At 64.8% G+C, this 21,961-nt stretch carries 24 protein-coding genes and 2 pseudogenes; 16 read left to right on the top strand and 10 right to left on the bottom strand.

Going from position 1 to position 21,961, the window contains the following annotated elements:
• The first annotated feature begins 300 nt into the window (after nt 1-300).
• A complete protein-coding gene (locus ACQR1B_RS30705; RefSeq protein ID WP_434836537.1) occupies nt 301-681 on the top strand; it encodes a hypothetical protein in 381 nt (126 codons plus the stop codon).
• Between the two features lie 167 nt (nt 682-848).
• On the opposite strand, the pseudogene ACQR1B_RS30700 reads toward ACQR1B_RS30705, so the two are convergent.
• Together ACQR1B_RS30700 and ACQR1B_RS30695 are read right to left on the bottom strand one after the other, a co-directional pair.
• A pseudogene (locus tag ACQR1B_RS30700) lies at nt 849-2,110 on the bottom strand (cation:proton antiporter).
• Between the two features lie 173 nt (nt 2,111-2,283).
• Nucleotides 2,284-3,093, bottom strand: a complete 810-nt coding sequence (locus ACQR1B_RS30695; protein WP_009025836.1) for a Crp/Fnr family transcriptional regulator — start codon at nt 3,091-3,093, stop codon at nt 2,284-2,286.
• A 129-nt stretch (nt 3,094-3,222) separates the two neighbouring features.
• On the opposite strand from ACQR1B_RS30695, the gene ACQR1B_RS30690 reads away from it, so the two are divergent.
• The 6 genes from ACQR1B_RS30690 to ACQR1B_RS30665 all read left to right on the top strand — a co-directional run bounded on the left by ACQR1B_RS30690 (nt 3,223) and on the right by ACQR1B_RS30665 (nt 10,111).
• Nucleotides 3,223-5,247, top strand: coding sequence for an ATP-binding protein (locus ACQR1B_RS30690; protein WP_434871385.1), 2,025 nt, complete (start codon nt 3,223-3,225; stop codon nt 5,245-5,247).
• Complete coding sequence (locus ACQR1B_RS30685) at nt 5,244-5,903, top strand: response regulator transcription factor (RefSeq protein ID WP_434836539.1); 660 nt, start codon at nt 5,244-5,246, stop codon at nt 5,901-5,903. Before ACQR1B_RS30690 ends, ACQR1B_RS30685 begins: the two co-directional genes overlap by 4 nt.
• A gap of 126 nt (nt 5,904-6,029) precedes the next feature.
• The gene (locus ACQR1B_RS30680) at nt 6,030-6,428 is read left to right on the top strand and encodes a BA14K family protein (RefSeq protein WP_434836540.1); all 399 of its coding nucleotides are present in this window, start codon (nt 6,030-6,032) and stop codon (nt 6,426-6,428) included.
• An 89-nt stretch (nt 6,429-6,517) separates the two neighbouring features.
• Complete coding sequence (locus tag ACQR1B_RS30675) at nt 6,518-7,132, top strand: PRC-barrel domain-containing protein (protein WP_434836541.1); 615 nt, start codon at nt 6,518-6,520, stop codon at nt 7,130-7,132.
• Nucleotides 7,133-7,247: 115 nt separating this feature from the next.
• Nucleotides 7,248-9,662 (top strand): membrane-bound PQQ-dependent dehydrogenase, glucose/quinate/shikimate family, encoded by a 2,415-nt coding sequence (locus ACQR1B_RS30670; protein ID WP_434836542.1) that lies wholly within the window; start codon nt 7,248-7,250, stop codon nt 9,660-9,662.
• Entirely contained in the window at nt 9,659-10,111 is a 453-nt protein-coding gene (locus tag ACQR1B_RS30665) for an SPW repeat domain-containing protein (RefSeq protein ID WP_434836543.1), read from the top strand. The genes ACQR1B_RS30670 and ACQR1B_RS30665 overlap by 4 nt, the downstream gene beginning before the upstream one ends.
• A 41-nt stretch (nt 10,112-10,152) precedes the next feature.
• Here the strand turns inward: ACQR1B_RS30665 and ACQR1B_RS30660 are convergent.
• From ACQR1B_RS30660 to ACQR1B_RS30645, 4 genes and pseudogenes are all read right to left on the bottom strand, one after another.
• Nucleotides 10,153-10,596 (bottom strand): annotated as a pseudogene (locus ACQR1B_RS30660) (trehalose-6-phosphate synthase); the annotation flags it as partial.
• A gap of 422 nt (nt 10,597-11,018) precedes the next feature.
• Entirely contained in the window at nt 11,019-11,501 is a 483-nt protein-coding gene (locus tag ACQR1B_RS30655) for a hypothetical protein (protein ID WP_434836544.1), read from the bottom strand.
• Between the two features lie 82 nt (nt 11,502-11,583).
• A complete protein-coding gene (locus ACQR1B_RS30650; RefSeq protein WP_434836545.1) occupies nt 11,584-11,886 on the bottom strand; it encodes a hypothetical protein in 303 nt (100 codons plus the stop codon).
• 190 nt (nt 11,887-12,076) lie between these two features.
• Entirely contained in the window at nt 12,077-12,955 is an 879-nt protein-coding gene (locus ACQR1B_RS30645) for a LysR family transcriptional regulator (protein ID WP_434836546.1), read from the bottom strand.
• Nucleotides 12,956-13,151: 196 nt separating this feature from the next.
• On the opposite strand from ACQR1B_RS30645, the gene ACQR1B_RS30640 reads away from it, so the two are divergent.
• The 3 genes from ACQR1B_RS30640 (at nt 13,152) to ACQR1B_RS30630 (ending at nt 15,331) form a co-directional block, all read left to right on the top strand.
• Nucleotides 13,152-13,772 carry a glutathione S-transferase family protein gene (locus ACQR1B_RS30640; protein ID WP_434836547.1) on the top strand — a complete coding sequence of 207 codons (621 nt, stop codon included), beginning with the start codon at nt 13,152-13,154 and terminating at the stop codon, nt 13,770-13,772.
• 120 nt (nt 13,773-13,892) lie between these two features.
• Nucleotides 13,893-14,567: a peroxiredoxin-like family protein gene (locus tag ACQR1B_RS30635; protein ID WP_434836548.1), complete on the top strand. Its 675-nt coding sequence runs from the start codon at nt 13,893-13,895 to the stop codon at nt 14,565-14,567.
• Nucleotides 14,568-14,614: 47 nt separating this feature from the next.
• The gene (locus tag ACQR1B_RS30630) at nt 14,615-15,331 is read left to right on the top strand and encodes an SDR family oxidoreductase (RefSeq protein WP_434836549.1); all 717 of its coding nucleotides are present in this window, start codon (nt 14,615-14,617) and stop codon (nt 15,329-15,331) included.
• 149 nt (nt 15,332-15,480) lie between these two features.
• Here the strand turns inward: ACQR1B_RS30630 and ACQR1B_RS30625 are convergent, their stop codons facing one another.
• The 3 genes from ACQR1B_RS30625 to ACQR1B_RS30615 all read right to left on the bottom strand — a co-directional run bounded on the left by ACQR1B_RS30625 (nt 15,481) and on the right by ACQR1B_RS30615 (nt 17,475).
• The gene (locus ACQR1B_RS30625) at nt 15,481-16,566 is read right to left on the bottom strand and encodes a YeeE/YedE family protein (protein ID WP_434836550.1); all 1,086 of its coding nucleotides are present in this window, start codon (nt 16,564-16,566) and stop codon (nt 15,481-15,483) included.
• Between the two features lie 144 nt (nt 16,567-16,710).
• Nucleotides 16,711-17,061, bottom strand: a complete 351-nt coding sequence (locus tag ACQR1B_RS30620) for an ArsR/SmtB family transcription factor (RefSeq protein WP_008960790.1) — start codon at nt 17,059-17,061, stop codon at nt 16,711-16,713.
• A gap of 24 nt (nt 17,062-17,085) precedes the next feature.
• Nucleotides 17,086-17,475 carry a thioredoxin gene (locus ACQR1B_RS30615; RefSeq protein WP_434836551.1) on the bottom strand — a complete coding sequence of 130 codons (390 nt, stop codon included), beginning with the start codon at nt 17,473-17,475 and terminating at the stop codon, nt 17,086-17,088.
• Between the two features lie 120 nt (nt 17,476-17,595).
• On the opposite strand from ACQR1B_RS30615, the gene ACQR1B_RS30610 reads away from it, so the two are divergent.
• On the top strand, nt 17,596-18,330 hold the full coding sequence (locus ACQR1B_RS30610; RefSeq protein WP_434836552.1) for a cytochrome c biogenesis CcdA family protein: 735 nt from the start codon (nt 17,596-17,598) through the stop codon (nt 18,328-18,330).
• On the opposite strand, the gene ACQR1B_RS30605 is transcribed toward ACQR1B_RS30610, so the two are convergent.
• The gene (locus ACQR1B_RS30605; protein ID WP_434836553.1) at nt 18,331-19,047 is read right to left on the bottom strand and encodes a hypothetical protein; all 717 of its coding nucleotides are present in this window, start codon (nt 19,045-19,047) and stop codon (nt 18,331-18,333) included.
• A gap of 120 nt (nt 19,048-19,167) precedes the next feature.
• On the opposite strand from ACQR1B_RS30605, the gene ACQR1B_RS30600 reads away from it, so the two are divergent.
• The 5 genes from ACQR1B_RS30600 to soxA all read left to right on the top strand — a co-directional run bounded on the left by ACQR1B_RS30600 (nt 19,168) and on the right by soxA (nt 21,960).
• Complete coding sequence (locus tag ACQR1B_RS30600; protein ID WP_434836573.1) at nt 19,168-19,716, top strand: SoxW family protein; 549 nt, start codon at nt 19,168-19,170, stop codon at nt 19,714-19,716.
• A 125-nt stretch (nt 19,717-19,841) separates the two neighbouring features.
• On the top strand, nt 19,842-20,285 hold the full coding sequence (gene soxX, locus ACQR1B_RS30595; RefSeq protein ID WP_434836554.1) for a sulfur oxidation c-type cytochrome SoxX: 444 nt from the start codon (nt 19,842-19,844) through the stop codon (nt 20,283-20,285).
• A gap of 20 nt (nt 20,286-20,305) precedes the next feature.
• On the top strand, nt 20,306-20,758 hold the full coding sequence (gene soxY, locus ACQR1B_RS30590) for a thiosulfate oxidation carrier protein SoxY (RefSeq protein ID WP_434836555.1): 453 nt from the start codon (nt 20,306-20,308) through the stop codon (nt 20,756-20,758).
• Nucleotides 20,759-20,775: 17 nt separating this feature from the next.
• Entirely contained in the window at nt 20,776-21,102 is a 327-nt protein-coding gene (gene soxZ / locus ACQR1B_RS30585) for a thiosulfate oxidation carrier complex protein SoxZ (protein WP_434836556.1), read from the top strand.
• A gap of 33 nt (nt 21,103-21,135) precedes the next feature.
• On the top strand, nt 21,136-21,960 hold the full coding sequence (soxA, locus tag ACQR1B_RS30580) for a sulfur oxidation c-type cytochrome SoxA (RefSeq protein WP_434836557.1): 825 nt from the start codon (nt 21,136-21,138) through the stop codon (nt 21,958-21,960).
• Nucleotide 21,961: the final 1 nt, after the last annotated feature.

The raw sequence follows: 21,961 nt of genomic DNA, 5'->3' as shown, positions 1-21,961 counted from the left end.
TGGCGATGACGCGTCAGCAAGGCCGGGCGGAGGGCGTTGATCCGCCGCCTGTCAATGGTTCCTCTCCAGGAAGGTTCCGCCATCGGCCCTGCCGGCCATTCCGGTGCTCGCGATCTGGAGGACGCTGCCGGCGAGGCCAGCCAAGTCGGTCAGAGCGCGAAGGACGTGAGAAACGCGCGATCGGAAGGGACGCCGGCAATCAGAGTACGAGAGCGTACGGAGCGCCTTTGAATGCGTCGAACCTTCGTCACCCGCTTCGGTTCAAGGTCTGCATCACAAGTCAATCCAGGAGGATATGGAATGCTTGTACGGCTCATCGCATCGTCGTTGTTGGTTCTCGCTGCGTCTCAGGCTCCGGCAATCGCCCAGGGCAGCCGCTCTCATGCCGCAACCCAGAACAGTCAGGCGAGCAATTCGGCGTCGCAGCCGATTCCGCAGGAGATCAAGCAGAAGCTGCAGAAGCAGGGCTTCACCGACATCAACGTGGTGCCGGGTTCGTTCATCGTGAGCGCCAAGGACAGCAACAACGATCCGGTGACGATGGTGATCGGGCCGCACTCGCTGACCATGTTCAGCGAGATCAGCCCGCAGAGCCAGACCACCGGCAGCGCCAGCGGTGCGGCGCATTCGGGCGGCGGCTCCAGCAGCATGCAGAACGGCAGCGGCCAGAGCAGCAAGTAGTCGGATCATTCATCCGAGGCCGATCTGGCGCGGGTCACACGCTTCAGCGTGGCCCGCGCCGCCACGTGTCGACAGCGATACCGTCGTTGTGTGAACTGCTCGTCTGGCTGGCCGGCCGCTCGGTCATCGCTGAAGATTGCACGGAGCAGGGAAGCGCCCCCTTACAGTCAATCCTTCTTGCCCGACAGCGACAACGTCCGCTTGGCGACGAGGCCGAGCGTCGATCCTTGGACGATCACGCTGAACACGACGACCGCATAGGTGGCTGCGAGAATGGGAGCCTTGGCCTCTCCTTCCGGAAGCGACAGCGCGAGCGCTACGGAGATTCCGCCTCGAACACCCGCCCAGGTCAGGAAGGGGATGTTGTGGGCCGAGACGAGGGTGGTCCGCGCCAGGAACAGCAGCGGAAGGCTGACGGCGGTCAGCCGGCCTAGCAGCACGATCGGGATCGCGGTTGCGGCTCCCAGCAACGCCAGTGTGCCGAAGCGGAGCAGAAGGACCTCCAGGCCGATCAGCAGGAAGAGACCGAATTCAGGATCTCGTCGATCAGGGTCCACAGGCCGAACAAATAACGCTGGGTCTGCTCGCTCATGGCGTATCGCGGGCCGCGATCTCCGATCAGCAATCCGGCAGCGACCACCGCGAGCGGCGCGCTGCAACGGAGCCGCAAGGCAACCGCGTAGACGGAGGTGACGAGCGCCAAGGACAGCAGAACCTCGATCGCATAGTCATCGATCGCGTGCATGGCCCTGTAGGCAATGTAGCCGCCCACAAGGCCCAGGAGAATTCCGCCCCCGGCTTCGAACAGCAGCAACCGGCCAATGTCGGCAGCACCGACATCGCCACCTCCCGTGGCATAGCGAAGCAGAATGGTGAACAGGACGATCCCGATGCCGTCGTTGAAGAGCGACTCGCCCTGCATCTCGATCTCGAGGTCCGGCGGGACACGGATGTTCTTGAGCGTGCTCAGAACCGCCACGGGATCGGTGGGACTGATGAGGGCGCCGAACACCAGCGACCAGGCGAGTGAGATCGGCAGGCCGATGGCCGTGCACGCGCCGTAGAAGCCGAAGCCAACCACGACGGTCGAGATGCCCGTACCAAGCAGGGCCAGAGTGATCACCGGAACAGCCCGGCGCCTGAGCTGCTTGAGGTCGACGTGCAGCGAGCCGGCGAACAGGAGAAAGCCGAGCATCCCGTTCATGACGACCGAGGAGAAGTCGATCTGGAGCAGCGCGTTCGTCAGGGGCGCGAACAGGTGATGCGACGGCGCGGCGACGTCGACCAGCACCAGAATGCCGGAGACCACGACACTCATCAACAGCAGGCCGATCGTGTGCGGCAGCGGGCTGTACTTCTGATTTAGCCAGCCGAACAGCGCCGAGAGTACCAGCAGGATCGCGCTCAGGTCCAGGAGGGAAAACGCCAAGTCGCTCTCACTGCTTTGTCGGGCGTCGCGATGCGGAGCTGGACCTGATGCTCGACCGCACGCAGCCGTCCAGACCAGCCGTGCCTGCTCGGGCGGACCGGCAGCATCGTCTCAAGGAATGCCGTCGGGAGATCGTTCGTTCCTCGCGAAAGTCCCAGGTGGTCCCCCGAAGGTCACCGCCGCTCGATGTGCAGACCGGGATTTCCGAACAGGGAGTTCTCGTGGGCAGCCTGGATCACGCGATGGCAGTTGCAGCTCAGTTCCGCCATGCAGGCCTCGTTGGTGATCGCAATGTGCTTGCGGCTGCGGCGGATGAGCCCGGCAGCCTCCATTTCGGCGAACGTGTCGGTGATGCTCGCCCGCCGCACGCCGAGCGCCTGGGCGATCGAGCGGTGGGTGATGCCGATCTCAGGGCTGTCCGTCCGGTCCCTGGCGACCAGCAGCCATCGCGCGACGCGCTGATTCAGGCTGTGTCGCGAATTGCAGGCCACGAGCTGGGAACTCTGGATGAGGGTCGCCTGGACATACCGCAGCAGCATCTTTTCGACTTCGCGGTCCGTGGTCATCACATGAATCAGCGCCTCCGCGCGAATACGCAGCGCGGTTCCCGGCACTTGCACAGTGCACGTATGTGGTGAAATGCGCATGCCGAGAATCAGCGGAATACCGACAAAGTCTTTCTTGCCCAAGGTCTGAATTTCGACTTGCAGACAGTCCCCGGCCCTGGTGCTCACAGAGGCAGCGCCTGATTCGATAAAATAGGCATACTGAATGGGAACCCCACGATCCTGAAGATGCATTCTGGCCGCGAGATCGACGTTCTCGCAGCGCTCGAGCAGGTTCTGGCGCGAGCGGCGCGAAAGCCTGCTGAGCAGCGCGTTGCCTGTCTCCTGCGGATCTGAGCAGAGCAATCCCTGGTCGTTGATGGTTCGCGGTGGTCGCGGGGTCCACGCGCGATCGTCTATCGTGTCGGTTTTCAGCATGTCCACCGTCCTCACCATCGCCATTTGACTATTGATGGTGAGTGCAGGACGCTCATCCCAGTCGGGCTGACGGTGAGGCGCCGTCAGGAAAAACCTGACCCGGAGAGAACTTGGTTTTTGAGGGATAGATTGACCAGTCAGAAAGCGAGTGCCGCCCGGCGGTCCCTGGTGCTCCTGGTCATGGCCGCCGCAATTCCCCTGATCCTGTTTGCTGGCTGGGTGGTCTTCCTGAACGCCCGCCAGGCGCGAACCGATTCGCGCCTCGCTGCACTCGAGACGCTCAACCGCGTCGTCGGCCGTCTGTCATCCGAGCTGGGCCTTCAGGTGGAGATTGCGGAGACGCTCGCCACCTCTGCGAGCCTGGATGCGCCGGATCTAGACTCGTTCTACATCGAAGCGATTCGCATCAAGCAGGCAAGGCCGCTCTGGGAGACGATTGAGCTCGTCGACCCCAAAGGCAATCAGGTGCTCAATCTGCTGCGGCCCATCGGGGCCGACCTCGGAGCCACGGCAGACCGCGAGAACTTCGAACGGATATTGGCGACCCGCAAGGCGGCGATCGGCGGCATCGGCCCGATCGGCCCCATTTCCGGCAAACGGCTCGTTGCGCTCAGGGCGCCGGTCGAACGGCACGGTGAGCTGAAATTCGTGCTGACGGTCGCCCTCGTGCCGGATGCGGTGAGCCAGATCTTGAAGGGCGCCGGCGCTCCACCCGGGTGGGTCGGTGTCGTCGTCGACGCAAAGGGCAACATCGTCGCGCGGACAATCGGCGAACCGTTCGAGCTCGGAAGGCCGGCCGGCGCCGCCGTCCGGCAGGCGATCTCGGAAGGATCGGAAGGAAACTACACGGCCACGACCCCGGAAGGCGCCCGCGTCGATTCGATTTTCAAGGAGCTGCCGGGCACCAGCGGCTGGTCGGTTCATCTCGGAATCCCGACAGATCAGCTTGATGCGCCGGTTCGCCGATCGGCCTTCGTCCTTGCCAGTGGAGGAGCGGTCAGTTTGACGCTGGGCATGGCGCTCGTGTGGTTCACTGCTCGCGATATCTCGCAGCGGCGTCTGGAGCAGGAGGCTCAGGCGGCGCTGGCCCTGAAGGCCAGTGAAGAGCGCCGACGCATCATGGTCGATGCCGCGGACCTCGGCGTCTTCAGTCTGACCGTGTCGACGGGTGACGTCATTGCCTCCGGGCGAACCCTTCAGATGCTGCAACTCAGCGACGAGGCCGGCCATGAGGACCTGACGCTCGCCCTCGATCGCGTTGTCGAAGCCATCGAGCCGGCCGACCGTGCTGCGGTCAGGAACGCACTGCTGCATTGTCGTGGAGACGAGGCCGTCACGGTGGACTTCAGAACGGCGACGCCACCGGCGCGCTGGCTGCGTGTGAACGGCCGCTGCTCGCAGCGGCCGGATACGGGCGGTGAGGTCGTGGTCGCCGTTCTCGTCGACATCAACGACAGCAAGCGCGCGGAGCTCGACCGGCAGCGTCTGCTGAGACGACTGGGCAAGGCGGAAGAGGATGAGCGCAAGCGCCTGTCGCGCGAATTGCACGATCAGATCGGCCAGACCGTGACCGGCCTGCTATTTGGCCTCAAGAACGTCGAGCAGGCGATCGCGCAACTCCCCGGGCAGGCCGCGCAGCTCGACAGTCTGCACGCGTTGCAGGCGCTCGCGAGCGACATCGGGCGTGACATCCATCAGATCGCTGCGGATCTTCGTCCCGCCGCGCTGGACGATTTGGGATTGTACAAGGCGGTGGAAGCGTTCTGTTCGGAATGGTCGCGACGATTCGGCGTGAGCACCGATGTCCAGACGTTGGGACGAGCGGGCCGGCTTCCGCCGGAGGTCGAGAGCGCGATCTATCGCGCTATTCAGGAAGCCCTGACCAATGTGGCAAAGCATGCGGACGCGCGGCATGTCAGCGTCGTGCTGGACCGGCGCGAAGAAGAGCTCCGCGTCATCGTCGAAGACGATGGCAAGGGATTTGATCCCAGCCGCCGCGCCAGTCCTGACGGCGCAAGCCAGAGGCTGGGGCTCTCGTTCATCGAAGAGAGAATATCACTCCTGGGAGGAACGCTCGCGATCGAAACCGAGCCCCGGCACGGAACGACCCTCTTCATGACGGTGCCGGTGATCAACGGGAGTCTGAGATCTTGACGCCGATCCGGATCACGCTCGCGGATGATCATCCTCTCGTGCTCGCAGGGATGAAGGCGCTCCTGGAGCGCGTCGGCGACATGGAGGTCGTCGGCGAAGCCACGGATGCCGAGACCGCGCTTGAACTCATCGCGCGTGAAACACCGGATATCGCGGTTCTGGACATTTCGCTTCCCGTCATCGGCGGCATCGCGCTGGCGCATCGGATTGCGGACAAGGTGCCCTCGGTGCGGATGCTGGCGCTGACGGTCCACGAGGATCGCGCCTATGTCGAGCCGATGATGCAGGCCGGTGTGCGTGGCTATCTGCTCAAGCGCTCCGCGGCAGAAGACCTGGTGCGCGCAATCAGGGCGATTGCGGAGGGCGGCGTCTATCTCGATCCCGCTGTCGCGGAGAAGGTGCTGCCGGCTTCAAGAGTTGACGAGTCTCATCCGGGCAAGGCGTCTCAACACGAGCTGACGCCGCGCGAGACCGAAGTGCTGCGCTTCATCGCGCAGGGCTTCAGCAACAAGGAAATCGCCGGACGCCTGGACGTCAGCGTGAAGACGATCGAGACGCACAAATCGAGGGCGATAGAGAAGCTCGGCCTGTCCACCAGAGCCGACATCGTGCGTTATGGCGTGTCGCAGGGATGGCTCGGCGATCTCGCCAAATAAGCTGATGATCGCGACAGATTGCCGCTGATGCACGGTAGCCCGCATGGTACGCAGCGGTACACTTCAGGAGAACTCGGGCAGCTGGCGCGGATTGGTCCTTCGCAAATCGAAACGAAGGAGAACTCCATGCCCATCAGAAACGCAGTTCCAGTCGCAGCTGTTGCGTTCGTGGCGATCCTCTCGGGCGCCGACATGGCGTCCGCGGCGACCGTCATCTCCCCCAAGGCACCGATCGCAGCCGGAAGCAGCGTCAGTGCGACGAACGTGATCGAAGCGCGCTGGCGCGGCGGCGGCTGGCGCTACGGTCACCGGGGATACGGCTACCATCACGGATATGGACGCGGTTACGGCTGGGGACCGGCGATCGGCGGTCTGGCAGCGGGCGCGGTGATCGGTGGAGCCATCGCCAACAGCCGCGCGCAGGCGGCAGAGACCGACGCCTATTGTTCCCAGCGCTACAGGTCCTACGACCCGAGCTCGGGCACCTATCTCGGCTATGACGGACAGCGCCATCCCTGTCCGTAAACCGCGACGCGATCGTGAGGAGAGGAAATCTTCCTCATCACATCGACGGTCGCTCGAGATCGAACACCTACTTCAAGAAGGTATATCCCATGCGAAATCTGACGACAGCGCTCGCGCTGACAGCCATGACAGCCTTGGCATCGACCGCAGCGTTTGCAGAGACGGCATCGCAAGCACCGGCCGCAAATCAGAGCGGTCGCCAGGACATCGTCGCCAACCTCCAGCAATCCGGCTTCACGAACGTGAAGGTGATCTCCGCCCCGACCGTCATCCAGGCGAAGGACAGTTCGGGCAATCCGATCATGGTGTTCGTCGGAGCGAATGCGATGGACGAACCCGCGACGGTCGGAGCGAACACCGCGGCATCGGCGGGCTCCGCGCCGGATGCAGCTCCCGGCGGGGCCTTCACATCCGTGCCGGCCAAGGACGGGCTCGGATCGCGGGTGATCGGACTCGACGTCTACAACATGGCCAAGCAGAACATCGGCACCATCAAGGATATCGCCTTCAACGAGAATGGCGTCGATGGCTACATTCTGTCGGTCGGCGGCTTTCTCGGCATCGGCGATCAGTACGTCGCCGTGCGTCCGTCCGCGATCAAGATCAAATATGATCAGAGCGACAAGCGGTGGCATGCCTCGATGGACACGACGGCAGAGCAGCTGAAGGCCGCCCCGTCGTTCAAGTACCCGAGCAACATGTGAGCGACGACGAGCCGGAGCGGCGTGCAGCCGCTCCGGCTCCGCTGCCACAGCTGCTTTTCAAATCCGATAGACAGCGAGAACGAACATGTGGCGTAGCAGGTCGGCAGCTGACTGGATGGCGCTCCTCCTGGGCGCCGTGATGATCGTCATCGGGATCGTGCTCGCCATCGGCGGCGCCTGGCTCATCGCCCTTGGCGGCTCGTTCTATTATCTTCCCTCCGGTATAGCCCTGATCCTGTCCGGCTATTTGCTGGCGCGCCGCCGTGCCGAGGGCGCGTGGCTGTACTCGTTGCTGTTTCTCGTCACGGTCGCCTGGGCGTGGTGGGAGGTCGGGTCGGACGGATGGGCATTGGTGCCCAGGACGGTCGGTCCTGCCGTGTTGCTGATCTGCGTCATCCTCCTGGCGCCGACATTGCGCGCCTACCGCCATGCGTTCGAGCTCCCGGCCACGATCGCAGTGGGCACGCTGATGCTGGTGGGAACGGGCTATCTGATGTTCGTGTCCTCGAATGCTGCGGCTGCCGTATCGGTGCCAGGGATGGCGGCCAGCATGGCGGCCAGCTCTGCCATGAACGATCCTTCACCGCTCAAGGCAGGCGCGGACTGGCCCGCCTATGGCAGGAGCTACAGCGCACGACGCTATTCGCCGCTTGACCAGATCAACCCCAAGAACGTGAGCCAACTGACCAGAGCATGGGTGTTCCACACCGGTGATCTGCCATCCGACGAAACGCAAAACAACTATGGCGCCGAGACGACTCCGTTGAAGGTCGGCAACCTGCTGTATGTCTGCACGCCCAAGAACATTCTGATCGCCGTCGAGGCGTCGACCGGAAAGCAGCGCTGGCGCTACGATCCTCGCGTTCCTGACGCGTTCATTCCCTATACGGCCGCCTGTCGCGGCGTCACGTACTTTGCGGTGCCGGATGCCGATCCCGCGCAGCTTTGCGCGACACGGGTGTTCGAAGGAACGCTGGATGGACGTCTTGTCGCCGTCGACGCCGAATCCGGTAAACCTTGCATGTCGTTCGGCTACGGAGGTCAGGTCGACACGGCGACGGGGATCGGGCGGCATGATCCCGGCATGTACTCGATCACGTCGCCGCCGACCATCGTTCGCGGCGTCGTCGTGGTAGGACATCAGATCCTCGATGGACAGAAGCGCGATGCTCCGTCAGGCGTCATCCAGGGCTACGATGCGATCTCGGGCAAGCTGCGCTGGGCCTGGGACATGGCGAGGCCGGATGGAGCTGCGCCGCCGGCCCTCGGCGAGACCTATAGCCGCGGCACGCCCAACATGTGGACGACCGCGTCTGGCGACGAACAGCTTGGGCTGGTCTATCTACCGCTCGGGGTCTCGGCGGTCGATTATTGGAGCGGCAGCCGCTCGGAGGTCGAAAAACAATATGCCACGTCGCTCGTGGCTATCGATGTGACGTCGGGCAAGCCGGCCTGGCACTTCCAGACCGTTCACAATGACGTCTGGGACTACGATCTCGGCTCTCAGGCCACGCTGGCCGAGTTCCCCGACAAGACGGGCCAGTCTGTTCCCGCCCTTGTTCTGCCCAGCAAGCGAGGAGACATCTTCGTGCTGGACCGCCGGACCGGCGAGCCGCTGGTCGGCGTGGAGGAGCGCCCCGTGCCACAAGGCGGCGTCGAGCCGAAGGAGCGTGCCAAAACGCAGCCGTTTTCCTCCTACCACACGCTTCGTCGGCCCGATCTCACCGAACGCGACATGTGGGGCATTTCTCCCATCGATCAGATGGTGTGCCGCATTCAGTTCAGGCGCGCCGACTATCAGGGGATGTTCACGCCGCCGAGCGCCACACGGCACTGGATCGAGTATCCCGGCTACAACGGCGGCTCGGATTGGGGCGGTGTTGCGCTCGATCCGGTCCGCGGCATCCTCGTTGCCAACTACAACGACATGCCGAACTATAACAGGCTGGTTCCGCGCGACGAGGCCAATCGGCGCGGCTGGGCTCCGCGGGAGCAGGCGCGCGGGACGATCGGAGGTCCGGAAGGGGCCGGGGATCCACAGCAGGGTGCACCGTACGCCATCAACGTCAACGCCGGCTGGCGTCTGCCTTTCACGGGCATGCTCTGCAAGCAGCCACCTTACGGCGGCATCCGCGCCATCGATCTGAAGTCTGGAAAGACGTTGTGGGACCGACCCCTGGGCTTGGCCCGGACCAACGGACCGTTCGGCATCCCGTCGATGCTGCCCATCCGCATCGGAACGCCCAACAATGGCGGCTCGGTCGTGACAGCAGGAGGACTGGTGTTCATTGCCGCCGCGACCGACAACCTGATCCGCGCGATCGATATCAGGACCGGGAAGACGGTCTGGAGCGACACCCTTCCGGCGGGCGGCCAGGCGACGCCAATGACCTACGAGGCAGACGGGCGTCAGTATCTCGTCATCATGGCGGGCGGCCACCATTTCATGGAAACGCCGATCGGTGATGCCGTCGTCGCATATGCCTTGCCGCAAAGTCCTGCCGCAACGACCCGGAGGGAAGCTCAATGACGGTTGAAAGCAATACGTGGCGTACTCACCGAGCCGGCGGGCATGCACCGGCCTTGAAGCGTTTCGATCACACGTCGTTCAGGAGTGCGGCGAGCGGAGCGTTCTCGAACGGGTCCTGGTGCGACGTCGCGAATTTGATTGTCGGGGCCTTCCTGTTCTCGTCGCCCTGGGTGCTCGGCTTCGGAGGTCCCGTCACAAACGTCGCAACGCGGACGGCCGGCGTGCTGGGGGCGGTCATCGCTGTCACCAGTGTGGCAGCCCTGAGGGCGTTCGAAGCTTGGGAAGAATATATTCTGGTCTTGGCATCGGCATTGGCGATCCTGTCGCCGGCCTTCATCGATCTGCCTGGATCGGCGGCCGTCACGGTGGGGCTGAGCGGCATCGCGACATTGGCCTTAGCATCATCGCGACTCTGGTTGTTGCGTCAGACGGCGCCGGACGTGCGCTGAGCGCGACATCTCGTTCGGAGCTCGCAGCCAGCCGAGATGATCTAGGCCGACCGTCGCTGTGACTCCGGCTCGACCGAGCCGATACGCTGGCGCTGCCGGATATGCGATGCGTCGAGCAGCATCTGCGCCGCCCACCGATACACGTTGCGTTCCCGGATCAGCTCTCGCATCAGCCGCATGCGGTTGCGCTGTTCGGACGGGGACATCTGCATCGCATGCTGCAAGGCGTCCGCCATGCCGTGTGTATCGTAGGGATTGACGAGCAGGGCCTCGGACAATTCGCGCGAGGCGCCGGCGAAGGTTGACAGGATCAGCAGGCCCTGTTCGTCGTCGCGCGCGGCGACGAATTCCTTCGCGACCAGGTTCATGCCGTCATGCAGGCTCGAGACGACGCAGATGTCGGCGGCCCTGAACAGCTCGAACACCTCATCGGGTTCGTGGTGACGAATGACCAGCCGGATGGGCTTGGCGTTGATCCAGCCGACCTGGGCGACAGTGTGAATGTGCTTCAGGATGAAATCCTGAATGGTCTTGGCCAGGGGCTGTATGGGCATGAAGCGTCGAGATCTCGGTGGCCCGCAGATTGGTGCAAGATCGACCGCGGATCAAGAACTCTCACGGACGCTTGAGTGGGCAGTCTGGTTCCGGAGTGATGTTCCCGCCGTGCCGGATCCTCGTACGTGAGAGTTGGTACGCGCGCGTACCAACTGCGGAGCCGCTGCGGACGTTGGCTGCGAAGGCACCTGATGCGAGGCGCCGAGTCGCATGGCGGAAGGCCACCAGTCCTTCGCGAATCGGCGGGCGGTCCGGAAGCACACCTCTTGCTGGATGCGCTGCCGGGACGATGAGAGCTGGTGGCGAGGGCGCAGCGATCAGCGAGCAGCGCCGCTCGTATCGACCGCGTCGCCTACCAACGATGGTGCGCGCGAATGACGCCGTGGTGGTGACGCCGCCATGGCCGCGGCTGCCAGCCATAGCTGTTTCGCCAATGCGGCCGGATCGTGTAGCCCCAGGGAGCGGCGCCGTAGCCGTAAGTGGTGTAGAAGCGAGGGCCGCCACCCCACCCATATCCGCCCCAGTAAGGTCGGTAGGTGTAGCGGGGGTAGTAGGCTGGCCCGTACGAGTAACCGTAGCCATAGTAAGTTGGATACGGCTCGTAGTAATAGGGAGCGGCAAAGGCGGAGCCGATGAGCGCGTCGGCGAGAAGACCGGCTCCAATGCCCCAGCCGCCACGCCAACGGACTTCCGTCACGTCGCTTCGCATGCTGGAAGCTCGTTCGAGAGGTTTGGCAGCTGCGGACAGCGACGTCAGCGGGGCCGCAGTGGCGCAGGTGACCTGCGTGATTGCCAAAATGCCGGAAAGGGATAGCGCCAAGCCAACACTGCGCATCTTTCGCCTCCTGTCTTCGTCGTGGGTACGAATCGATACAGGCTCGACGCGGCCCGCCGGGCCTGACTGCTTCTGGTCTGTGCTATGACGCCTGATCGCGGAGAGGGCCCTGTTCGGCGGAGAATGAATCATGGCCCTCGGCTTGGTGCGGTACCGGACTGGATGTCGAAGGACGAGCCGGTCGCTGCGCGCTGTTGCCATCGGAGAGTGAAAGCCAACGATCGATCTCCGCAGCCGTCGCGCTTGCGGAAGCTTTCTTCAGCAGGTCGCGGCGTGCAGTCCCGGCCGGCAACGTCTTCGCTGCAGCATGGGCCTGCGCAGCGAACTCCAGCAGCCGCTCCCGAAGCGATGAGGTCGGGGAGGTGCGCTTGCGTCGCTTGCTCATCGAGGAACTCCGTCGAGCCTGCCGACGATCGACGTGCCGAAGGGGCGGATCGTTGGCGTTCACCGCCTTCAACACTCCAGCAAGCATGTCGACGCAAAGGCGCGACGGTTCTTGGTACGCGTCCGTACGGGCGCGCCGATCTTCGAAGTGCCTCGATGATTGCGTACGGGCGCGAGTGTCACTGGGCGCTTTACGCAGCGCCAGGAGAGCCTTCGGCCAACGCGGCCTCGACGAACCGTGCGAATTCGCGCGCCTTGGCGCTTGCGAGGCGGCCGGCGGGGAACACCGCCCAGAGATCGAGCGGCGGCAGGCTCCAGTCGTTCAGCACGCGGCGCACGGCGCCGCTGGCGAGCTCTGGGCTGAACATCCAGTCCGATGCGATGGTCAGGCCCATGTCCGCGAGCACCGCAGCCCGCAGCCCCTCGGCCGCGCTCACCTTGATGCGCCCATGCACGGAAACCGAGACTTCGGCGCCGTCGCGCGTGAACGACCAGACGTTCGGAAGCTGACTGTAGATCACCGCCTCGTGCTCCGCGAGTTCGGCGGGACTCCGCGGCTCGCCCGCGCCCGCGAGATAGGAGGGGGTGGCCAGGACAGAGCGTCTGCCGGTCGCGAGCTTGCGCGCGACCGCCGACGAGTCGGCCAGCGCGCCCATGCGCAGCGAGACGTCGATGCCTTCGGCCACGAGGTCGATCACCCGGTCGTCGAGGATCACGTCGATCTCGAGTTCGGGATGCCGGTCGAGAAAGCGCGGCAGCAGCGGCACGATGTGCAAGCGCGCGAACGTCGTTGCAGCGGAGACGCGCAGGCAGCCGGAGAGTCCGGCGCCCGCTCCACGCGCGGCGAGCTCGGCCTCATCGGCCTCTTGGATCGCGGCCTTGGCCCGCTCGTAGAAGCGCTGCCCGGCTTCGGTCGGCGTCAGTCCGTGCGTCGAGCGGATCAGCAGGCTGACCTGAAGCCTGTCCTCGAGCTGCGCGATGGTCTTCGACACGGCGGGTTGGCCGACATTGAGGTGCCGCGCCGCGGCCGAGAAGGAGCCCGTTTCCACCACCCGCACGAACGTCGCCATCGCCTGATATCGGTCCAACGTCATTCCTCCGTGGAATGAGCGTTATCGCTCATGGCCCGCTGCCCTGTCGAGCGGCCAGGGCGCATCAATCCGCTGTGCTGACCGATCAATCGGATCAGCGGGAGCCGCCCGCGGCACCATCGTGCTGGCGGCGCGATCTTTCAGCCCGCGGCCACATTCGAGAGGAAGAGGACCCATGCTCGACGTCTATGCTTTCGCCACGCCCAACAGCGTCAAGGTGCCGATCGCGCTGGAGGAGCTCGGGCTCGACTATGCGCTGCACGGCGTGAACGTCCGCAAGGGCGAGCAGAAGGCGCCCGACTTTCTCGCGCTCAATCCGAACGCCAAGGTGCCGGTGCTGGTCGATGGCGATCTGGTGCTGACCGAGTCTGCCGCCATCCTGGTCTATCTCGCCGAGAAGACCGGACGTCTGTTGCCGGCTTCGGGCGAGGGCAGGGCGCGCGTGTTCGAGCAGCTCTTCTTCCACGCCTCAGGCTTAAGTCCGGCGTTCGGCCAGTCCGGCTTCTTCCAGCGCTTCGCGGCCGAGCCGCAGCCGATCGCGATCGAGCGCTTCTCGAGCGAGGCCAGCCGCACGGTCTCGATCCTCGATGGCGTCCTCGCCCGGCACCGCTTCGTCGCCGGCGAGGCGCTGACGATCGCCGACATTGCCCATTTCGGCTGGCTGTGGCGGCGCGAATTTGCCGGTGTCAGTCTCGAGGGCACGCCCAACGTTCGGCGCTGGTACGCCGATATCGAAGGCCGGCCGGCCGTTCAGCGGGCCATTGCGCGTGTCAACGCGCTCGTTCCTGCCGTCTAAGTGATGGCGCTCGCGAGGCTATTCCCACGTGGAATGAACGATAGTCGCACGGCGCCGCTGCCGCCGCGTCCCTGAAACGCTCACCCTCCACTCTGCCAACTCAATCCAAGGAATACATCCATGACCCTTCAGTCCAAGCTCGATGCCTTCAAGGCCGATTTCGAAGCAGGCAAGCCGTCCTACAATGTGCCGCCGTCCGTGATCGAGACGATGCACCGCGCCACCGCGGAGCTGATCGCCAGCGGCGCGGCGGCGCGCGCGCTCAAGGCGGGCGATACGGCGCCTGCCTTCACGCTCAACGATCCCGAGGGCCGGCCGGTATCATCGGCGGATCTGCTTGCCAGAGGGCCGCTGGTGGTGAGCTTCTATCGCGGCGTCTGGTGCCCCTATTGCAACATGGAGCTGCAGGCGCTGCAGGCGGCTCTGCCCGCGTTCGAAGAACTCGGCGCAAGCCTGGTTGCGATCTCGCCGCAGACGGCGGCCAACAGCCGCAAATCGGTGCGTCAGAACGAGCTGCGTTTCCCGATCCTGTCTGACGTCCGCAATGATGTCGCCGCCGCCTTCGGCCTGCGCTTCGCGTTGCCAGACTATCTCGTTGATCTCTACAAGAGCCTGAAGAACGACCTGCCGGCGTTCAACGGCGACCCGAGCTGGACGCTGCCGATGCCCGCCCGCTACGTCATCGGGCGGGACGGCAGGATCCTCTATGCGGAGGTGAACCCGGACTACACGCGCCGGCCCGAGCCCGAGGACATGCTGCCGGCACTCCGCCGCGCGTCTGCCATCGCCGCCTAGCCGAACACGCACGTCTCCCGATCGACAATGGTTCTCGCGAGGTCCTCATGACACGTACTTTCCTCATCACCGGCGCGAGCAAGGGCATCGGCCGGGCGCTCGCCGATCGTCTGACGCAGGACGGGCACGAGGTCGTAGGCCTCGCGCGCGGCGCGGCGGCGGACTTCCCCGGCACGCTCGTCTCGGTCGACCTCGCGGATGCCCGCGCGACCGCCGAGGCGCTGCGCGAGCTCGTTGCCCGCCACCGCGTCGACGGCGTGGTGAACAATGTCGGCCTGGTCCGCCCGCAGCGGCTCGGCGCTGTCGAGCTGTCTGCGCTCGACGAGGTGATGCGGGTCAATCTGCATCCGGCGCTGCAAGCCGTGCAGGCCGTGCTTCCAGGCATGATGGAGCGAGGCTGGGGACGCATCGTCAACATCTCCAGCCTGACGGTGCTCGGTTCGATCGAGCGCACTGCCTATGCCGCGGCCAAGGCCGCGCTGGTGAGCTTCAGCCGCAGCTGGGCGCTCGAACTCGCGACCACGGGCATCACGGTCAACGCGGTCTCGCCGGGACCGACCGAGACCGAACTGTTCCGCGCCAACAACCCGCCCGGCAGCGACGGCGAACGTCGTTACCTCGCGGGTGTCCCGATGAAACGGTTCGGCCGGCCGGAGGAGATCGCCGCCGCGATCGCCTTCCTGTTGTCGGATGGGGCTGCCTTCATCACCGGCCAGACCCTCCACGTCGACGGCGGCGCCTCGATCGGCAAGGCGACGTTCTAGAGCTAGTCCCGAAGGGGCAGGCCCGGCGGTCGCCTCATGGTTTCGAGACGGCCGCGTGGGCAGCCGTCGCGGGGCAGGCGACGGAGTACGGCGCTCATCACCATGAGAGTCCAGTGCCGAAATCCGTGCGGCACATGCCTGGTCGGGCGCTACGACGACATCCGCAACAGATTGCGCACGGCGGGGCGCCATTCGCCGGTCATCGTGTACTCCAACCCCAGCCGCGCGCCGCAGCTGATCGCAACCATCGTCAGTGGCGCTGACAGCGCCAGCGTCGAGAAGGCGGACAGGCCCTGGCCGATGGTGCAGCCCATCGACATGATGCCGCCGGTGCCCATCAGCAGCGCGCCGATCATGTGACGCTTCAGCTCGCGTGCGTCGTCGCAGGCCTCCCAGCGGAAGACGCGCGAGAACATGGCCGCCACGAACGAGCCGAGGATGACGCCGGCGACCGAGCCGATCGCGAAGTCGGCGTGGCTGCCCGAGAGCGTGGCGATGTAGAGCACGGTGTTGCCGAGCGGAGCGACGAAGGTGAGCGAGGCCACCCGCTCAGGGTCGAAATCATCATGGCCGAGCCAGCCGGTTGCAAACCAGCCGAAGGCGACCGCGCCGCCGACCGCGAGGCCCGACAACAGCAGGCGGGGCGATCTGATCAGCTGGCCATCAGCCAGGGCCCAGGCCGCAAGCGTCACGGCGACGAGCGAGACAATGACAGGTCGCCCGTAGGAGCCGATGGCCGCGGATAGCAGTGTGTCCATGCCCTGGTTCATCGCCTCCGGCAGACGCACCGACAGTGGCTCGATCAAACCGACGCGCACGAATCCAGTGAGGCCACGCATCGCCGCCAGCGCCGAGACGCCGAGCACGAGAAAGACGACGATCGCGCGCAGGTCACCGCCGCCGATGCGCACCAGAGTCCCGAAGCCGCAGGTGCCGACCAGCGCCATGCCGATCCCGAACAGGAAACCGCCGAGAATGGCACCGCCGATCGGAATGGAGGCGGTCAGGTAGATCGAGCGGGAGAGATCGACGAGGCCGAAGCTGGAAAGCAGCTGGGTCGCGACCAGCGCCACGGCCGCGGCCAGCGCGAACGATTTGAGCCGCCGCGTATCGGCGCCGAAGAATGCGTCCTCGAGCATCGCGAGGGTACAGAAACGACCCGCACGGCCGGCGACTCCGAGCACGGCGCCCGCCAGCAGCCCGCATAGGAACGTCATTGCTGACGGACTGAGCATGCCTCCCCGATGTCCTTGTTCTTGTCCGGCCGATTGTGCGCCAGGATCGTTGGCGAAGCCAGAACTCTTGCGCAGTCCGTTACCGGCGTTTGCGTCCCCTTGCTTCGCCGGCGCGGCCGACGATGTCGCGGCGCAGAGCGCCGTTCAGCGGCGGCGCTTGCGGACCGGCTCGCAGAAGACGTCATAGATCGCCGTCAGGATCTTGCGCACGTCCTCGCTGGCGAGACTGTAATAGATCGTCTTGCCGTCGCGCCGTGTCGTGACCAGCCGGTCGAGCCGGAGACGGGCGAGCTGCTGCGACACCGTCGACTGTCGCTCGCCGAGGAACTGCTCGAGCTCGGTGACGGATTTTTCGCCTTCGGAGAGGATGCACAGCAGCAGCAGCCGGGACTCGTGGGACAGCGCCTTCAGCATCTCGCTGGCCTCGCGCGCCTTCTCGATCATCTGCTCGAGCTCGGCGGAGGTTTCGATGTCCTTCAACTTCGGCAGCGGCATGGATTTGGGGTCCTCGATTGTCGGTCAGGAGCGGGCAGGCGTTCCGCTTGTAGCATTGATGATGCGGCCGAGCAGCCCAAAGAAGAACGCGTCGCCCGGATAGCCGCGGATCCGGCCGATCTCGCGGCCCTGGTCGAGCACTACGAAGGTCGGCGTGAAGGCGCCGGGGTCGATGCCGGCGAGATCCGCCGGCAGCTTCTGGGTGAGGTCGACCCGCCGCAGGGGAAGGGCGCGGCCCTCGTCGGTCTTGGCATAGATCGGCGCGATCTCGGCGTTGAACCGGGCGCACCAGCCGCAGCCGGGGCGCTCGAACATCACGAGCTCGGAGGCGAGGGCCGGCGACAACAGGCACAGCAGGGAGACCGCCGCCGATGCCACGGTTGCGAGCCTGCGATTGGTGATTGGACCCGCCATGCCGCCATCCTCTCTGGACTTGCCGGCCATTCTATCATTAAATTCGAATATGTACCAGTGCGTGAATTCCGAAGCCTGCCATGCAGATGGGGCCGCAGCACTGGTCAAGGGGGAGGTGAGATGGATCTCGACGTCACGCTCGGCGCTGCGCTTGCCGCCGGCCTCCTGTCGTTCCTGTCACCCTGCATTCTGCCGCTCGTCCCGCCGTTCCTGTGCTACATGGCCGGCGTCTCGGCGGCCGATACCATCACCGAGGGCAGCATGGTCCAGCGGCGGCGGACGGTGCTGACGGCGCTGTGCTTCGTCGCCGGCTTCTCGCTGGTGTTCATCGGCCTCGGGGCGACAGCGTCCGTCTTCGGGCGCTTCATCGCCGGTCATCTCGGCCAGCTCGGCATCGTCGCCGGGCTCGTTATCATCGCAATGGGGCTGCATTTTCTCGGGGTGCTCAGGATTCCCTTGCTGTACCGGAGCGCGACGATCGACGTCGGGCGCAAGCCCGCCGGCCTGCTCGGCGCCTTCTTGATGGGGCTCGCCTTCGCCTTCGGCTGGACGCCGTGCGCGGGGCCGGTGCTCGCCGCCGTGCTGATGATGGCCGGCGCGGAGGCGACCGTGGGGAAGGGCGCGCTGCTGCTCGCGGCCTATTCGGTTGGCACGGGAATCCCGTTCCTGATCGCGGCCGCCTTCACCGGACAGTTCATGACGATGCTGAAGGGGATCAAGCCGCATCTGCCATTGGTCGAGAAGACGATGGGCGGCTTTCTCATCCTTACCGGCGCTGCCTTTCTCGCCGGTGTCATTCCGGAGATGTCGCAATGGATCTTCGAGCGCTTTCCATCGCTCGCCACTATCGGGTGATCAGCCATAGCGGAAGTCGAGCAGGTTGACGAAGGACTGCAGCTCGATCTCGTAGCGATGCACGAGACCGGCATCGCCCTCGCGAGCGGCGCGGCCGATCTCCTGGGCGCTCGCAGTGGCGCCATCGATCAGGCGGCGGAACTCGGCCTGGTTTGCAACGTCAGGCGTGGCGAAGCCGTTGCAGCGCTGCAACTGCGCGCGCAGGGCGGCGCCGGCCTCGACGACCTCACCAGGTCCTGCCTTGGTCGCGGCGAACCGTGCCGCGGCGTCGCGCAAGATATTCATGACGGGAACGAGTTCGAATACGCAGTCGCTGAGCTCGATGACGCCCGCATCGCGCCTCAGGGCGTGGATCGACTGGCGCAGCGCGGCGATGTCCGCCGCAGCGCGAGCGCCGTCGCCGGATGTCAGCGCCGCGTCGGCCTTGCTCAGGTGATCATTGCCGCTGGCGATCAGCACCGACAGCGACTTGTCCAAATGGGAGGGCGCCGCGCGCTCGGTCAGATCGCCGAGCCTTGCCCAGGCCCGACGGGCATCGTCGAGTTCGATCTGCGCAAGGCCGATGTTGCCGGTCCGCGCATAGCTCGCAGCCGCGCGCAGGCTGGCCATTGCCGCCGGCATCATCGCCGCGATGTCCGCTTTCTCGGCGGCCTGCAGATCGACGCTTGAGGCGAGACACGACAGCGCGAGGGACAGGATGATGGCGCGGCGCAGCATCGAATGTCCTTTTCACATTCTATTATTCGAATATGGTGTATCGAACTTCGAGAGATTTGGCAAAGCGCGGGCAGGCTCATGACTTCGAACCCGATGATGTCGCGGCGCGAACTGGTTGCCATGGTACCTGCCGCTGCTGTCCTCGGTGCCATGCCGACGCTGGCGCGCGCCGATGCCGTGCTCGGCGACGACGGGCTCTATCATCAGTCGTGGTTCCTCAACAGCTTCCTCGATCTCCGCGAAGATCTCGACAGCGCTGCATCGGAAGGCAAACGGCTTGCGATCATGTGGGAGCTGCGCGGTTGTCCCTATTGCCGCGAGACGCATCTGGTGAATTTCGCTGATCCCCTCATCACCGACTACATCCGCGCGAATTTCGAGGTGCTGCAGCTCAATCTGCTAGGCGCCCGCAAGGTCACCGATTTCGACGGCAAGGAGCTCACCGAGAAGGAGCTCGCCGAGCGCTACGCCATCAGGTTCACGCCGACCTTCCAGTTCTTTCCGCCGTCTGCGGACGGCGTCGCCGCCAAGGAGCCGCTCGCGCGCGAGGTTGCGCGGGCGCCGGGCTATCTCAAGCCGCCTCATTTCCTGGCGATGTTCCGTTTCGTGCGCGACAAGGCCTATGAGCGCGGCACGTTTCGCGACTATCTCGCCGCCTCCAGAGGTTGAGTGCACCGCCGCATCGATTTCCGTTGACTTCAATCACATTATCAAATCATAATTCGTGAATATGACGGGCCGTAAGTCCGTTGCATCAGCGGGCGAGGGGAAGCCTCGTCGGTCAGGGTGGAAACATGCGCCGTTTGATTCCGGCCGCCTTGTTCTGCGCGTTGCTCTCGGCAACCGCGCGAGGTGACGAGCCGATCAGGCTCGATGTCGTCGACTATGCGATTCCAAAATCCCTGACGGGCGCGCCGGGCAGTGCCGAAGCCGGCAAGAAGGTGTTTCTGACCCGGACGCTGGGCAATTGTCTCGCCTGCCATCAGGTGTCTTCTCTGAAGTCCGAGGAGTTTCACGGCGAGTTCGGTCCATCGCTCGACGGCGTCGCGACCCGCTACAACACGGCGCAGCTGCGCCTGATCGTCGCCGATCCCAAGCGGATCTTCACCGATACGGTGATGCCCGCCTTCTACAAGAACGACGGCCTCAATCGCTTGCGTCCCGAGTTTGCCGGCAAGCCGGTTCTCACCGCCGCGCAGGTCGAGGATGTCGTGGCCTATCTCGAAACATTGAAATAACCGCCTCTGGAGGATGATGCATGGGCGCAATCAACAGACGACAGGCATTCCTTCTCGGCGGCGGCTTCGTCGCCTTGACGGTGCTGCCGATGGCCGCCAACGCCGAGCCAAGCAATGACGCGGCCGAGCTGATCAAGAAGTTCACCGGCGGCAAGGAAGCCACGAAGGGTAAGATCACGCTCGATCTGCCTGAGATCGCCGAGAACGGCAACACCGTGCCGCTCGCGCTCACGGTCGAAAGCCCGATGACGGCTGACAACTACGTCAAGGAAGTGCTGTTCGTGGCCGACGGCAATCCGAACGCCGGCGTCGCGACGCTGATGTTCACGCCGATGTCCGGCAAGGCCGAGGCGTCGATCCGGATCCGTCTGGCGCAGACCCAGAACGTGATCGCGGTCGCCAAGATGAGCGACGGCTCGATGTTCACCGAGCGCAAGACCGTCAAGGTCACCATCGGCGGCTGCGGCGGCTGAGGCAGGGGAGAGAAGACATGGCAGACAAGCCGCGGATCAAGCTTCCGAAGGAAGCCAAGAAGGGCGAGATCATCCAGATCAAGACGCTGGTCTCGCATCTGATGGAATCGGGCCAGCGCAAGGATGCGCAGGGCAAGCCGATCCCACGTAAGATCATCAACAAGTTCGCCTGCGAGTTCAACGGCAAGCCGGTGTTCTCCTGCGTGCTGGAGCCGGCGATCTCCGCCAATCCGTACATCCAGTTCGACGCGAAGGTCGACGAGGAAGGCACCTTCAAGTTCGCCTGGACGGATGATGACGGCTCGGTGGTGGCGGCCGAGGAAAAGATCGCGTTGAAGGTCTGACCGGCCGCGTGTGATCGCTACGGGGAGTGACGGATGTCCATTCGCTACGGTTCTCTCGCTGTCCTGGCCACGGCCGCGCTGACCCTCTCGGCCATCGCGGTGTTCGGCCAGGAGGCGGAACGGAAGGGCATTCCGGCGCCTCCCGGCCACGTCTTCAAGACCATCATCTCGGGCTATCAGTTCCGCACCAAGGAAACGCGCGCTCTCCAGGACGATGACCTGGAGAACCCGGGCTTCCTCGCGGTGGAGCGGGCCGCCGACATGTGGAAGACGGTCGACGGCAGCGAAGGCAAATCGTGCATGAGCTGCCATGGCGAGGCCGAGACGACGATGAAGGGCGTTGGTGCTGCCATGCCCAAATGGAGCGAGAAGCTCAACAAGCCGGTCAATCTCGAGCAGCAGATCAACATCTGCCGCAGCGAGCACATGAAGGCGCAGCCCTGGGCGTTCAAGTCCAAGGAGCTGACGGACATGACGACCTTCGTCCGCTTCCAGTCGCGCGGCATGCCGGTGGCGGTGAAGACCGATGGTCCGATGTCGCCCTGGTTCGAGAAGGGCAAGGAGATCTACTATACCAGGGTCGGCCAGCTCGATCTCGCCTGCGCCTCCTGCCATGAAAAGAACAACGGCAAGTTCATGCGCGCCGATTTTCTCAGCCAGGGCCAGACCAACGGCTTTCCGACCTACCGGCTGCGCGATCAGCGCCTGATTCCGCTGCACGAGCGCTTCGAAGGCTGCATGTTCGACGTGCGCGGCGTGCCCTATAAGCCGCTGTCGGATGAGTTCCTGGCGCTCGAGCTCTACGTCGCCTGGCGTGGCATCGGCCTGCCCGTCGAGACACCGTCGGTCCGCAACTAGC

This window comes from Bradyrhizobium oligotrophicum (assembly GCF_051168495.1).
GTDB classification, from domain to species: Bacteria; Pseudomonadota; Alphaproteobacteria; order Rhizobiales; family Xanthobacteraceae; genus Bradyrhizobium; species Bradyrhizobium oligotrophicum_A.
The sequence above is the reverse complement of the archived record's forward strand: the minus strand, read 5'-3'. Positions and strand labels throughout refer to the sequence as shown.

Coding starts and splice junctions, on each gene's coding strand:
- ACQR1B_RS30705 (WP_434836537.1), top strand. CDS start 301: ATGCTTGTACGGCTCATCGCATCGTCGTTGTTGGTTCTCGCTGCGTCT.
- ACQR1B_RS30695 (WP_009025836.1), bottom strand. CDS start 3,093: ATGCTGAAAACCGACACGATAGACGATCGCGCGTGGACCCCGCGACCA.
- ACQR1B_RS30680 (WP_434836540.1), top strand. CDS start 6,030: ATGCCCATCAGAAACGCAGTTCCAGTCGCAGCTGTTGCGTTCGTGGCG.
- ACQR1B_RS30675 (WP_434836541.1), top strand. CDS start 6,518: ATGCGAAATCTGACGACAGCGCTCGCGCTGACAGCCATGACAGCCTTG.
- ACQR1B_RS30670 (WP_434836542.1), top strand. CDS start 7,248: ATGGCGCTCCTCCTGGGCGCCGTGATGATCGTCATCGGGATCGTGCTC.
- ACQR1B_RS30665 (WP_434836543.1), top strand. CDS start 9,659: ATGACGGTTGAAAGCAATACGTGGCGTACTCACCGAGCCGGCGGGCAT.
- ACQR1B_RS30655 (WP_434836544.1), bottom strand. CDS start 11,501: ATGCGCAGTGTTGGCTTGGCGCTATCCCTTTCCGGCATTTTGGCAATC.
- ACQR1B_RS30650 (WP_434836545.1), bottom strand. CDS start 11,886: ATGAGCAAGCGACGCAAGCGCACCTCCCCGACCTCATCGCTTCGGGAG.
- ACQR1B_RS30645 (WP_434836546.1), bottom strand. CDS start 12,955: ATGGCGACGTTCGTGCGGGTGGTGGAAACGGGCTCCTTCTCGGCCGCG.
- ACQR1B_RS30640 (WP_434836547.1), top strand. CDS start 13,152: ATGCTCGACGTCTATGCTTTCGCCACGCCCAACAGCGTCAAGGTGCCG.
- ACQR1B_RS30635 (WP_434836548.1), top strand. CDS start 13,893: ATGACCCTTCAGTCCAAGCTCGATGCCTTCAAGGCCGATTTCGAAGCA.
- ACQR1B_RS30630 (WP_434836549.1), top strand. CDS start 14,615: ATGACACGTACTTTCCTCATCACCGGCGCGAGCAAGGGCATCGGCCGG.
- ACQR1B_RS30625 (WP_434836550.1), bottom strand. CDS start 16,566: ATGCTCAGTCCGTCAGCAATGACGTTCCTATGCGGGCTGCTGGCGGGC.
- ACQR1B_RS30620 (WP_008960790.1), bottom strand. CDS start 17,061: ATGCCGCTGCCGAAGTTGAAGGACATCGAAACCTCCGCCGAGCTCGAG.
- ACQR1B_RS30615 (WP_434836551.1), bottom strand. CDS start 17,475: ATGGCGGGTCCAATCACCAATCGCAGGCTCGCAACCGTGGCATCGGCG.
- ACQR1B_RS30610 (WP_434836552.1), top strand. CDS start 17,596: ATGGATCTCGACGTCACGCTCGGCGCTGCGCTTGCCGCCGGCCTCCTG.
- ACQR1B_RS30605 (WP_434836553.1), bottom strand. CDS start 19,047: ATGCTGCGCCGCGCCATCATCCTGTCCCTCGCGCTGTCGTGTCTCGCC.
- ACQR1B_RS30600 (WP_434836573.1), top strand. CDS start 19,168: ATGGTACCTGCCGCTGCTGTCCTCGGTGCCATGCCGACGCTGGCGCGC.
- soxX (WP_434836554.1), top strand. CDS start 19,842: ATGCGCCGTTTGATTCCGGCCGCCTTGTTCTGCGCGTTGCTCTCGGCA.
- soxY (WP_434836555.1), top strand. CDS start 20,306: ATGGGCGCAATCAACAGACGACAGGCATTCCTTCTCGGCGGCGGCTTC.
- soxZ (WP_434836556.1), top strand. CDS start 20,776: ATGGCAGACAAGCCGCGGATCAAGCTTCCGAAGGAAGCCAAGAAGGGC.
- soxA (WP_434836557.1), top strand. CDS start 21,136: ATGTCCATTCGCTACGGTTCTCTCGCTGTCCTGGCCACGGCCGCGCTG.